10 protein-coding genes are annotated in these 12,889 nt (G+C 53.8%); 3 read left to right on the forward strand and 7 right to left on the reverse strand.

Translation table 11 applies throughout. The features are described 5' to 3' along the window. Nucleotides 1–215 precede the first annotated feature (215 nt). The 7 genes from OOT00_RS12645 to OOT00_RS12675 all read right to left on the reverse strand — a co-directional run bounded on the left by OOT00_RS12645 (nucleotide 216) and on the right by OOT00_RS12675 (nucleotide 7,052). On the reverse strand, nucleotides 216–974 hold the full coding sequence (locus OOT00_RS12645; protein ID WP_265425746.1) for an acyl-[acyl-carrier-protein] thioesterase: 759 nt from the start codon (nucleotides 972–974) through the stop codon (nucleotides 216–218). Between the two features lie 66 nt (nucleotides 975–1,040). Further along, complete coding sequence (locus tag OOT00_RS12650) at nucleotides 1,041–1,220, reverse strand: tautomerase family protein (protein WP_265425747.1); 180 nt, start codon at nucleotides 1,218–1,220, stop codon at nucleotides 1,041–1,043. A gap of 62 nt (nucleotides 1,221–1,282) precedes the next feature. Further along, nucleotides 1,283–2,833 carry an NAD(P)/FAD-dependent oxidoreductase gene (locus tag OOT00_RS12655; RefSeq protein ID WP_265425748.1) on the reverse strand — a complete coding sequence of 517 codons (1,551 nt, stop codon included), beginning with the start codon at nucleotides 2,831–2,833 and terminating at the stop codon, nucleotides 1,283–1,285. A 39-nt stretch (nucleotides 2,834–2,872) separates the two neighbouring features. Next, nucleotides 2,873–3,250: a type II toxin-antitoxin system VapC family toxin gene (locus OOT00_RS12660; RefSeq protein ID WP_265425749.1), complete on the reverse strand. Its 378-nt coding sequence runs from the start codon at nucleotides 3,248–3,250 to the stop codon at nucleotides 2,873–2,875. Next, the gene (locus OOT00_RS12665) at nucleotides 3,251–3,484 is read right to left on the reverse strand and encodes a type II toxin-antitoxin system Phd/YefM family antitoxin (protein ID WP_265425750.1); all 234 of its coding nucleotides are present in this window, start codon (nucleotides 3,482–3,484) and stop codon (nucleotides 3,251–3,253) included. 60 nt (nucleotides 3,485–3,544) lie between these two features. After that, nucleotides 3,545–6,442 (reverse strand): bifunctional [glutamate--ammonia ligase]-adenylyl-L-tyrosine phosphorylase/[glutamate--ammonia-ligase] adenylyltransferase, encoded by a 2,898-nt coding sequence (gene glnE, locus OOT00_RS12670; RefSeq protein WP_265425751.1) that lies wholly within the window; start codon nucleotides 6,440–6,442, stop codon nucleotides 3,545–3,547. 292 nt (nucleotides 6,443–6,734) lie between these two features. Further along, nucleotides 6,735–7,052, reverse strand: a complete 318-nt coding sequence (locus OOT00_RS12675; RefSeq protein WP_265425752.1) for a cupin domain-containing protein — start codon at nucleotides 7,050–7,052, stop codon at nucleotides 6,735–6,737. Between the two features lie 603 nt (nucleotides 7,053–7,655). On the opposite strand from OOT00_RS12675, the gene OOT00_RS12680 reads away from it, so the two are divergent. Genes OOT00_RS12680 through OOT00_RS12690 form a run of 3 tightly spaced genes read left to right on the forward strand, consistent with a single transcriptional unit; the run spans nucleotide 7,656 to nucleotide 12,724 of the window. Continuing rightward, complete coding sequence (locus OOT00_RS12680; RefSeq protein ID WP_265425753.1) at nucleotides 7,656–8,786, forward strand: class II glutamine amidotransferase domain-containing protein; 1,131 nt, start codon at nucleotides 7,656–7,658, stop codon at nucleotides 8,784–8,786. Next, nucleotides 8,750–10,384 (forward strand): glutamate synthase-related protein, encoded by a 1,635-nt coding sequence (locus tag OOT00_RS12685; RefSeq protein WP_265425754.1) that lies wholly within the window; start codon nucleotides 8,750–8,752, stop codon nucleotides 10,382–10,384. Before OOT00_RS12680 ends, OOT00_RS12685 begins: the two co-directional genes overlap by 37 nt. A 9-nt stretch (nucleotides 10,385–10,393) precedes the next feature. Then, the gene (locus OOT00_RS12690) at nucleotides 10,394–12,724 is read left to right on the forward strand and encodes an FAD-dependent oxidoreductase (RefSeq protein ID WP_265425755.1); all 2,331 of its coding nucleotides are present in this window, start codon (nucleotides 10,394–10,396) and stop codon (nucleotides 12,722–12,724) included. The last annotated feature ends 165 nt before the right edge of the window (nucleotides 12,725–12,889 follow it).

A 12,889-nucleotide genomic window follows, 5' to 3' on the forward strand; every position in this document is an offset into this window, starting at 1 on the left:
TCTGATCCGAAACGATTGCGATGTCACTTACAAAGGGCCTGTGCGCCTTGTCAATGCCCAGCTTATTTTCATGAGATGACAGTGTTGTAGCATCAACAGAGTCTGAACAGATTTTAATTTCCCGCCATAAATGCTCCGGACACCTTATTTTAAGGAAAGGGTCCGGAGTTTTTTATCTGAAATCCTTCCGCAGCAATAAACAGAATGGCCTGCCGTCAAAGGCTGAGATCCATCTGGATACCCGTCAGCATCTCCTCCGTATCCGCCGCACGGATGGCCTGCACACAGCGCAGCCCATCTCCTGTATCTTCCCTTGACGTGTGTACCCTGACGCTGCGGGGAGGGCCGATATCATGGTGGTATCGGATAGCAAGCTTTCTGATGCGGCAGGGAAAAAGCTCCGATGGCGAAAGGGCTTCCAGCGCCCACTTGAGGTAGGCAGCATTATTGGCATGGCGGTTGTAGTCCATATCTTCCTGAAGTACTGTAAAATCCATGGCCTGAGCCCTATCCGGTGGCAGAGGTATCTCATCAGAATCAAAAGGAATGCTTCCGTCATTCTCGCAGAGTTCCGGAGGCATGGCCCTCGACAGCCGTACCGGCTTCCCCGTATTTTTATCCACCAGCACCCAGGCACAGGTACTTCCCATAAGGAGCTGACCCTTTTCATCAAACAATTCAAAGCGGCGGATCTCATAGAGCCTGCGGAGAGGCGCCCGCCACGACCGCAGGGTAAACACCTCATCCCATGCGGGGAATCGATAAAAATCAAAGTGATATCTGTTCACCACCCATATTTTGTCCTGGGCTGCCACATGCAGAGCCGAAACACCCAGAGCAAAGGCATGACGGCTGGCAATATCCTGGCAGAGGTTCAGCACCGACACCGGCTTCAGACATCCATCCAGCCCCACATGAGAATAGGGCACCCTGCCGGTCTGAGTAAATACAGCGTTCATATCTTCTTTATTCATACATACTTCCTGCTCGTAACGGTCAGGAGAAAGGCGGAGCCCCATGCTCCTCCAGAGACAGAGTTCCTACCCGTGCATTGTACCGCCGGTGGCAAAATCACTGGGCGAAAAATCATCAAAACGGATCCAGATCTTGGAAGGATCCACCTCCATATGCTCAGAAACAATGCGGGTGATTTCTTCGGCAACCTTTTTTTTCTGTTCCTGACTTCGCCCTTCCTTAAGGGCAATGGTGATAATAGGCATTCATTTCTCCTTCTTCATGAAAAACAACAGAGAGCAGACATGACGGACTGCCACGGCAAATGCTACAGCATAGCTACATATCTTTCCACAGCCTCTGCACTGGCCATACCATCCATGGCCGCCGATGCAATACCACCAGCATAACCCGCCCCCTCACCACAGGGGAAGAGACCGTATACCTCCGGATGCATGCGGGTCTGGGGGTCTCTTGGTATACGAACGGGTGAGCTGGTACGGGATTCCACCGCCAGAAGGGTGGCCTCTTCAGTCAGGTATCCCCGGTGACGACGATCCAGAAGGCGAAGACCCTCGGAAAGCCCCTTTGTCACCACAGGCGGCAGCCACTGATGCAGGGGAGCACTGTATATACCCGGGATATAGGATGTCCGGGGAAGATCCGCAGACAGCCGCGCAGCCACAAAGTCAGAAGCCCGCTGGGCAGGAGCTTTCTGGCTGCCGTCTCCTTTTCGGAAAAGAAACTGCTCAACCGCCTGCTGAAAATGGAGTCCGGCAAAGGGATTTCCATCCGGATCATCAAGATCCGTAAGCCGGAGTTCCGTTACCAAACCCGCATTGGCAAAGGGTCCGCTGCGTTCGGCAAAGCTCATGCCATTTAAAACCAGCTCCCCCGGAGCTGTGGATGCGGGAACCACAGATCCTCCCGGACACATGCAAAAAGAAAAAACCCCTCTGCCCGAAGCCTGGCAACTGATTCGGTAGGAAGCGGGCGGCAGGGCAGGGTGGCGGGGCGATGCCCCATAAAAAATCCGGTCTATGCGTTCCTGAGGATGCTCGATGCGCACCCCCATGGCAAAGGGCTTGGCCTCCACAAGAACACCCTTTTCATGGAGAAGGGCATACACATCACGGGCCGAATGGCCCGTGGCAAGGATCAGGGCATCGCCTTCCACCCTTTCCCCGTCTTCCAGCACCGCAGCCCGAAAACGTCCGTCTTTTGCCATAAAATCCTTCATAAAGGCATTGAAATGCACCTCGCCACCTGCGGAGACAATGGCTTCCCGCATGGCTTTTACAATGGCCGGAAGCCGGTTGGAGCCGATGTGGGGATGGGCCTCCGTACGGATGGATGCACTGGCACCAAAGGTGCGGAAGAGATCCAGTACCCTCCGGATATCTCCCCTTTTTGTGGCACGGGTATAAAGCTTGCCATCGGAATAGGTGCCAGCCCCCCCTTCGCCGAAACAATAGTTGGAATGGGGATGCACCTCACCTTTGTACAGGGTCTTAATGTCAAAAAGACGGGAACGCACATCCTTTCCCCGTTCCAGCACAAGGGGCTGGATGCCCCTTTCCAGAAGACGTAAAGCCGCAAAATATCCCGCAGGTCCGGCACCTGCAATGACAACCCTTCTGCCGGAAAGGGCCTTCGGTTCAAAACCCCGGATTTTTTCCAAAGGCGGGGCTTCGTCTTCCCAGCATTCAATCAGAAGAACAAAAAGGGGCTTTCTGCCCCTGGCATCTAAAGACTGTTTACGGATGCGCCAGTCAAAACGCTTTGGATCTCCGGGTGCTGCCCTGGCAAGGATCATGTGGTGGAGCTTTTCTTTGTCTTCCATCTCTTCCGGAGAAACCCGTATGTCAAAACGTTGCATGGTTGCTTCTTTATTGGAGGGTAAATATTATTGCACCGGTTAAGGCCGGAATTTTATGACTTCAAGATTTTTAAGTATTTTATAGTGTTTATCATTGGCGGTAAGAACGGGCAGGCCCTGTGAAATTGCAGTGGCTCCTATCAGGGCATCTGCCAGCGGTATGGAATGGCTGAGATAATGCTGCTCTACAAAAAACATTGCCTGAATGGATATTTCTTCTGAAATATAAATGATTTTTGACTTCCAGTTGTGGAGAGCCTTACGAAGGGCATTGAGTTCGCCTTTATTTCTCATACCCTGAACCAGCTCCATATATGTAACAACGGAAACGAAAAAAATCCCGGCCTCCTCAATGATACGGTATGCCTTTTCATTTCCCTTCATGTACCAGATCAGGACATCGGTATCGACAAGCATTCAAAATCTTTCTTTTCTTAAGCCACGGACATAGGCAGCCACATCCTGAATTGTATCCTTATCTTTCCAGATTCCAAACAGTTCGTTTTCAGCAGGATCTTCTTTTTTTTCACTGTAGGGTATTAGCTTTGCGCAGGGTTTGCTGCGATAGGTTATGATCACTTCCTCACCCCTGCTTATTGTATCCAAAAGCCTTTTTGAGTTAAACCGAAGCTCTTTTGCCGTTGCTTTCATGGTCTGTCCTCCATTGCTTGAAGTTTATATCTTGAAATATAAACTGCTGGACAGGCTGTGTCAATTTTTTCCCGGAGCAGAATGATCTGTTCCCATGTAGCGCTGCCAGATATGTCGAACCCCTTCCCTGAGTTTTTCAAACCGGAATTCCGGTACACGGGAAGGCTGATTCTGAAGATTTTTCCGGTGCACGGCCACCCGGAAAAGCAGATAGGCGCTGCGTAGAAAGGTGGCCTCTTCCGGCCGCATGACCCCGGTTTCCGAAAGGGTTTCCAGAATGCGGATGTTGTCCGTCCAGCGGGTGATGGCCGGAGTATCGTGGGCATGGGCCAGAACCATATACTGAACCAGAAACTCGATGTCCATGATACCGCCGGGGTCCTGCTTGAGATCAAAAATACCCGGCTCCGGTCTGGCATGGGCGCTGCGCAGTTTTTCCCGCATATTCACAATTTCTGTCCGAAGGGGCCCACTCTCCCTTTTCAGGCAGAGCACTTCACGGCGGACGGCTTCAAAACGTTCCGCCATGCGGTGGTTGCCACAGACAGGCCGGGCACGGACAAGGGCCTGATGCTCCCAGGTCCAGGCCTGACGGCGCTGATAATCTGCAAAGGCGGCAACGGGCACCACAAGAATCCCCGTATTGCCGTCGGGCCTCAGTCGCAGGTCAGTTTCGTACAGGGTACCTGCACGGGTATGGGCCTTGAGGCAGTGAATCACCCTCTGACCGAGGCGGGTGAAAAACTGGGATGAAAGCAGGGGCTTTTCTCCGCCTTCGGTCATGCCTTCCGTATCTTCATGGAGAAAAACCAGATCCAGATCCGAACCATAGCCCAGCTCAAGCCCTCCGAGCTTGCCATAGGCAATAACAGCAAAACCCCAGCCTTCCATGGGTTTTTCATGAATATCCAGCGGCCTCCCATGGCGCTGGACCAGATTCCTGTGAGAAAAATCCACAATTTCATTCACCACACACTCGGCAATTTCCGTAAGACGGTCACTAACCTTCATCAGGGGGAATTCCCCTGTCACGTCAGCCGCCGCCACCCGCAGAAGACCGGACTGTTTGAACACACACAGGTTTTCCAGTCGGGTTTCCAGATCCTCCGGATCCAGTTCTTCCATACGACGACGGAGATCTTCCACAAGCTCCCCCCGCACTGGCGGACGGTAAAGGGTGCGGGGATCCAGAAGTTCATCCAGCAACACGGGGTGGCGGGAAAGAAAATCCATAATCCACGGGCTGGCATTGGCCAGACGTACCAGATGATCCAGGGCGGAAGGATATTCCAGAAAAAGAGCCAGATAGGTGCTACGGCGCTGAATGGCCTTCAACAGGTCGAGAATACGACCAAGGGCCTGTGCCGGGTTCTCGCCTCTGGCACAGGACTCCAGCAGAAAAGGCATCAGAGTATCCAGCCGACGTTTGCCCTGACTGCTCATGGCCTGGGCCTGAAGGCTGTCACGAAAATACCCGAGCATGCGAATGGCGGCAGATGGATCTCTGTAGCCGACCTGAGCAAGAAGACCTTCTGCCCTGTCCGTATCCATGTGTGGCTGGGTCCACAGGGCTACCATGGGTCGCACGGATTCCCTGCTTTCATCATCAACGGTCAGCAGCTTCCGGAAGTGGGCATGCACCCGCTGACGGTGACCCTCCAGATCAGCCATAAAAAGACCCCAGTTTTCAAAACCCATGGCGGCCGCCAGGGCTTTTTGGGGCACGTCTTCCTTTGGCAGGAGGTGGGTCTGGCGGTCTTCCCAAGCCTGAATGCGGTGCTCCGTATGGCGGAGAAAAACATAGGCATTCGTAAGATTTTCCCTTGTTTCCGGAGGAATAAAGCGAAAACGAACAAGGGTTTTCAGAATTTTCAGAATTTCCCGCTGCTGAAGACCCGGCACCACCCCCCCCCGGAGCAGCTGAAAGGCCTGACCGAAGAATTCCACTTCCCGAATACCGCCGGAACCGGTTTTGATATTATTTTCCATCCCTTTTTTACGGATTTCCAGCATGATGGACTGTTTCATTTCACGCAGACTGTCAAACACACCAAAATCCAGATACCTCCTGAAAACAAAGGGTTTCAGGCTTTCCATCAGCTCCCTGGCGTCATCTTCATTACCGGAAACGGGACGGCATTTGATAAGGGCATAACGTTCCCATTCCCGACCCTGGGTCTGATAGTAAAACTCCATGGCATCAAAATGCATGACCATGGGACCGTTTTCGCCAAAGGGCCTCAGCCGTAAGTCCACACGGAAAAGGGGCCCTCCGGTGTTCCCGCTGAAAACCGCTGTCAGCTTACGGGCAAGGCGGGTAAAGAAGGTCTCGTTGGTTATGATGTCCGGACCACGGGTCTCTCCCGGTTCGGGGTAAGCATAGATCAGGTCGATGTCCGAAGAAAAATTCAGCTCACCGGCCCCCAGCTTTCCCATGGCCAGAACCACAAGTCGCTGACATTTTCCGGACTCCTCTCCCACGGGTTCTCCATAAAGGGACGCCATTTTTGCATGAAGATAGCTGGCAGCTCCGTCCACCACGGCTTCGGCCAGTTCGGAAAGGGAGGCCATGGTTTCCCCCAGGGAAGCTCTGCCGGAAAGGTCCCTGAAGCAGATTCCCATCATGGAAAGATGGCGGATTTTTCGCAGGCACAGAGACAGAAGACTTTCGGAATCCACGGTCTGAAGTGCCGCAAAAACCCTTTCTCTGGCCGGTCCGGGGAAAGCCGTCAGCCCACCCCCATCCATAAGCTCCCCAAGGGTGTCCGGATCCCGGAGCAGACCCCTTGCAAAAAAATCACTCATGGCAGCCACCCGGCGCAGATCATCCCCAAGCCCATCGGGAAGGGAGCCGGAAGCTGCATCCAGCAAGGCAAGGGTATCCGGATGGCGTTGTGCCAGAAGGTCCAGAAGCTCCACGGATATCAGAGGAACTGGGGTTTGCATTTCTTCTGTCATACAGATTCTTTCTCGGCTTCCGTCATGCGGCAGGATGCCGTATGTTGTTGTTTTCCGCCTTGATAACAGGTCTTTTTTTCAGCGACAACCCCATGTTTTTTCAAATTTTTAAAACATGTTTCGCATATTTCCGGAGAAGAAATACGGTGGTCTGCCTTTTCCTCGCCTGATGCACCTGAATTCAAGGCTCATTTTTTGATGATAGTGCCTTCAGAAATGGATGCCGGAAGGGATTCCAGTTTCATGGTTTCAAATTGAATGAAATCAAAAGGATGGATCATATCGTTCCCTTTCAGTAATGCACGGCCAGCCAGATGGTTTCCACATCGGAAGCCGTCCATTCCACCCTGTGCTCGGATCGGGCGGGAATAATCAGATAGTCCCCCGGCTCCAGAATAACGACGGATTCAGGATCTTTGAACCGTATCCCGGCCCGGCCCTGCACCACAAGAACAAACTCATTTTTTTCCTGATCGTACCAGAAGCCCTCAGGTGAGGCATGACCCTTTGACAGAATACGCTCAATCACAAGTCCCTGATGCCGGACAAGGGGCTCTATAATTTCTTTTTCCATAGGGGAGGGCAGATTGGCGAACAGGGACTCTTTCATGGTATTTCCTTTCTTCTTCAAGGCTTTGAGATGGAAAAACCTGTATAAAAAAACATACCACCTTACACATTTCAAAAAAATATGACGCTTTTTTGCAAACATGGTAGAAAAAAGACATTCTGTTCAGCCCGCACACAACATTACACATTTGCAACATTACAATACCTGCAGACGAGCCCGGCCCGGAGATGCCCCCTTTTTACCCTGCAAGCAAGGGGAAACCGACTTTTTCCCCTTCCACCGGCAGAAATACCCATTCCGCCCCATTCCCTCAAGGGCCGCCCCTGCCTTACAGCATAACAGCTTTTTCCCATACACATAAAAGAACAACCCGGCTCCACAGGGCTGCGCCGGAGCCCCAACAAATTACATTTTTGTATCACACATCACAAAAACATCTTTTATGGCAAATAATTCGTCCTTGAAAAAGGGATAGCCAACGCAAGACCCGAACAAAACAAAAACCATAAATACCATTCTTTATTAATAAAAAAGCAATACAAAGAAAAAACATATCAAACATGGCATGATTGATGCAAAAACCCCAAAGAGCAGGGAACTCTTCACTACGTCCCCAAGCCTTTTTCTGAAGGAGACAGATATATGTGCCGTTTATTTGCCGTAACCAGCGACACGCCCCTTTCCCCCATGAAGGCTCTGGAAGCACTGGATGCCATGAGGGAAGGCCATGACGGTTCCGGAGTGGGACTGTTTATGCGGGATCTGGGCGGCCCCTTTGCCACCATCAAGGGTGCTCCCATCCTCTCCGGGATTTTCACGGACGCAGGACTTAAAAAACTCGATGCCCTTATGATGGACATTGGGTTCATGACCAAATACCGCATGGGAATCCGCCTGCCGGACACCCCGCCCGAAGGAACACCATCCCGGGACATCTACCTGATCCGTGCCTACGACTATCCCAGAGCCTGGGAAAATCTGGCGGAAGAAGAAAAGCTGCGCCGCCTCCTCAAAGTCAGGCTGCAGCTCCGCGAAATGGGCGAGACCGATGGAGATATGATTGTGTTCTCCTTCTGGCCGGATGTGGTCATGATCAAGGAAATCGGTGATCCCCTGACCGTGGGCCGCTATCTGGATCTCGACCGCCATGGCATAACCGCCCGGGTCATCATGGCCCAGGGACGTCAGAACACCAATTATGCCATCAACCTCTATGCCTGCCACCCCTTTTTTCTGGAAGGTTTTGCCACCATGACCAACGGGGAGAACACCGCCTTCATTCCCGTAAAGGAATTTCTGGAATCCCGGGGTTTTGACGGCTACATCGGCTTTCAGTCGGACTCCGAGGTCTTTGTTCACATCCTTCATTATATGAGCCGCTTTCTGGACCTGCCCCTGGATGCCTACAAGCACATCATTACCCCCCTCAATGATGCAACCATGGATATCCATCCCAATTCCAGAATGCTGCGACTGCTCAAACAGAGCTGCCGAAGACTGATCATTGACGGACCCAACTGCATCATCGGCAATCTTCCGGACGGCACTCTCTTCATGGCTCAGGACAGCAAAAAACTCCGGCCCGGAATTGTGGGTGGCAAGCCCGGCATATGGGCCTTTTCATCGGAAGTCTGCGGCCTGGACACCGTGATCCCGGACAGGGATAAAAGCAAAGATGTTCAACCCATGCACCTCGATATGGCCATGGTGGGCCCGGATCGCAAGGAGGTTAGAGTATGTCGGCAAACGGACAGATTATCCCGTCAAGCTTAAGCATCAGTGATTTGCCCTGGCAGATCCGCTGGGATCAGGACAAATGTACCCTCTGCGGCAGCTGCACCGCCGTATGTCCGGTGAACGCCATAGAACTGGGAGTATTCCGCAAACGGGAAATCAAAGCAGGCACAGGGTTTGCGGAAAAACCATCCTCCTCCCAGACTGTCCGCTACGGCATCCGCCAGCGTACCAGCCCGGCCTATGCCTGCGTGGGCTGTGCCATGTGTTCTTTAGTCTGTCCCAATGATGCCATTGCTCCCGCCCGCAATGATGGCAGCGACAGGCTTCGCTACCACATCAATCAGGGAGGCCAGCCCAGAAGCAGGGGCGGGCGGCGGAACGATTCTTCGGGCCTTCTGGATCAGATTAAATTCATCCGTATTTCCATGCTCACGGATCCGGCACTGGACGCAGGACGCCACACCTTTGACGTGAATACCCTTCTGGGCCGGGTGCTGGAACCCAGAGATGCCCTGAAGCACCAGCGAGAACACGGATGGATGCCCCCCGTTCGGGAAATCTATCCTCTGGTCATCGGCGGCATGAGCTTCGGCGCCCTTTCGCCTACCATGTGGGAAGGCCTTCAGATGGGAGTGGCCTACCTCAATGAGGAAATGGGCATGCCCGTGCGGATCTGTACGGGAGAGGGCGGATGCCCGCCAAGACTTCTGCGCTCCCGTTTCCTCAAATATGTGATTCTCCAGATTGCCTCCGGCTATTTCGGCTGGGATGAGATCATCCACGCCATTCCCGAAATGAAGGAAGACCCCTGCGCCATAGAAATCAAATATGGTCAGGGAGCCAAGCCCGGAGATGGCGGACTTCTCATGTGGCATAAGGTCAATAAACTGATTGCCGCCATCCGCGGTGTACCGGAAAGGGTCAGCCTGCCAAGCCCTCCCACCCATCAGACCCAGTATTCCATAGAAGAATCCGTGGCCAAGATGATCCAGAGCATGAGCATGGCCTGGGGATTCCGGGTTCCGGTCTATCCCAAGATATCCGCCACATCCACAAGCCTTGCGGTGCTCAACAACCTCACCCGAAACCCCTATGCCGCAGGACTTGCCATTGACGGTGAAGACGGAGGAACCGGGGCCGCCTACAATGTGTCCATGAATCACATGGGGCATCCCATCGCTTCCAACCTGCGGGACTGCTACGTAAACCTTGTGAAGGTAGGCAAGCAGAATGAAATTCCCCTTTTTGCAGGGGGCGGTGTAGGCAAAAACGGCAACCTCGCAGCCAATGCGGCCGCCCTCATCATGATGGGCGCTTCCGGAGTGCAGACAGGTAAATACATCATGCAGGCCGCAGCAGGCTGCCTCGGCTCCGAGCAGGACCGCTGCAACATCTGCAACATCGGGCTCTGCCCCAAGGGCATCGCCTCCCAGGATCCAAGAATCTACCGCAGACTGGATGCGGAAAAGGTAGCCGAACGGGTGGTGGACCTCTATCTGGCCTTTGACATGGAGCTGAGAAAGATTCTTGCCCCTCTTGGCCGTTCCACCTCCCTGCCCATCGGCATGTCCGATGCCCTGGGAATCAACGATTACCATACCGCCGAACGCCTCGGCATCCGCTATGTGGTGTAGGAGGAAAGCATGCAGAACACGACAACGTTTATTATAGAAGGCAGGGATAGTGACGGTATCCGCCTGGAGTCCCGCCTTCTGGAAGAACATATTCAGGAGGCCGTCCATGCGGGCTTCCGCAGGCTGGAAATCCGGGCGGCGGGTCAGCACGGCATCGGCGGCAGACTCTGGCAGACAGAAGAACCCGTACGTATACGCATCGAAGGTACAGCGGGCCAGCGCCTGGGGAGCTTCGGCTATCCCAACACAGAAATAGAAGTCATGGGTTCCGCCTCCGAAGACACGGGCTGGCTCAATGCCGGAGCCACCATACTCGTCCATGGCAATGCCGGTAACGGAACCTGCAACGGCATGGCCCAGGGCAAGGTCTGGGTAGCCGGATCCGTGGGCTCCCGCAGCATGACCATGACCAAACGCAACCCCCGTTTTGAACCACCCGAACTCTGGGTTCTTGGTTCCGCCGGAGATTTTTTCGGAGAATTCATGGCAGGCGGAAAAGCGGTTATCTGCGGATGGCAGCCTCAGAATCCTGCCAATATTCTGGGGCACCGGCCCATGGTGGGCATGGTGGGCGGTCAGGTCTTTTTCCGGGGCCCCATGAACGGATTCAGTCAGCCCGATGCCCGCATGGTTCCCATTGAAGAAGAAGACTGGGTCTGGCTGAAAAAGGGGCTTTCGGATTTTCTTATAAAAATTCAAAAACCCGAACTCTACGACATCCTCAGCGTACGGGAAGACTGGCAGTGCCTCGCAGCCCGCTCTCCCATGGAAAAACGGGAGGTGGAGCGCCGCTCCATGGCGGATTTCCGCAAAGGCATCTGGGACAAAGAGCTGGGCAAGGGCGGACTCATCGGTGATCTGACGGATCTGGACATGAGCCCCATCCCCCTGATTACCAGAGGAAGACTGCGGCGCTTTGTACCCGTATGGGAGAACCGGAAATACAAAGCCCCCTGTGAAGGCACCTGTCCCACGGGCATTCCCGTTCAGCAGCGCTGGCAGCTGATCCGGGAAGGCCGCATGGACGAAGCCGTGGATATGGCCTTGAGCTACACGCCCTTTCCCGCAACGGTCTGCGGTTATCTCTGTCCCAACCCCTGCATGGAAGCCTGCACCCGAAGCAGTGCCTTTATGGCCCCTGTGGATATAAAACCCCTGGGAAAAGCTTCCGTTACCGCATCCATGCCGATATTTCCCCCCGCCGATGGCAGAAAAGTAGCCGTTGTCGGTGGCGGGCCTGCGGGTATTTCCGTGGCCTGGCAGCTCCGATCCAAAGGGCATGATGTGGTAATTCTGGACCGGAGCGAGGTGCTGGGCGGAAAAATGCGCTCTGTGATTCCCGAATCCCGCATTCCACAGGAAGTACTGAAAAAAGAACTGGAAAGGGTTGCGGAAATCATACCCCACATCCACCTCAAACAGTCCCTTACCCGAAAGGATGTGGAGCGGCTGAAAAGCGACCACGACCACATCATTATAGCCACCGGCGCATCCGCACCCAGACGCCTTAGGATAGAAGGCGGAGAGCGGCAGATCACTTCCCTTGATTTTCTGGAACAGGCCAAAGCCAACACCCTAAAACCCGGAAAAAATGTGGTGATTATCGGTGCGGGCAACGTGGGCTGCGATGTGGCAACGGAAGCAAAACGTCTGGGCGCAGAGAACATCACCCTCATAGACATACAAAAACCAGCTGCCTTTGGTGTGGAAAAGGAAGATGCGGAAAAAGCCGGTGCCGTCTTCCGCTGGCCCTGTTTCACCAAAGCCCTCACGAAAGAAGGCGTGCTGCTTGAAAACGGTGAGCTGATTCCGGCGGACACCATTGTAACATCCATAGGCGACATGGCAGTGCTGGATTTTCTGCCGGAAAGTGTGGTGGTGGAAAAGGGACGCATCCGGGTCAATGAATACGGACAGACCACGGACGCTCAAATCTTTGCCATCGGCGACATGGTGGGGCAGGGCCTCATCACCGATGCCATCGGTGCGGGACGCAGAACAGCCCAGGCCATCGACGACATGGCCAAAGGCAGGCTTCCGGAAATGGATGCAAGGGAAATACTGAAACTGGAAAGGGTGCATCTGGAATATTTTGATCCCCGCATTCCTCCGAAGGAAGATCTGGGTGGCTGCGGTTCCCAGTGTGCCTCCTGCGGCAACTGCCGTGATTGCGGTATCTGTGTGGAGCTCTGTCCCGGAGGAGCCATTTCCAGAAAAGACCTTGGAAAAAACAGCTTTTCCTATGAAGTGGACGCAGATCGCTGCATGGCCTGCGGATTCTGCGCCGGTGCCTGCCCCTGCGGCATCTGGGATCTGCATCCGGCCGAACCCATCGGATAGTTACAGGGGCAGCCTTTACGGGTGCCCGCGGACAGCCACATGCAGACACCGGACAGGGGCAGGGATACATTGCGACTACCTTGTTTTTTCTCTACGGCTCTTTACACAAAACAAAAACAGTGCTAACTGAATAAGGTTTTTCATTATGGCATCAATCACTCTGCC

The sequence above is a fragment of the Desulfobotulus pelophilus genome, assembly GCF_026155325.1.
Taxonomy (GTDB): Bacteria; Desulfobacterota; Desulfobacteria; order Desulfobacterales; family ASO4-4; genus Desulfobotulus; species Desulfobotulus pelophilus.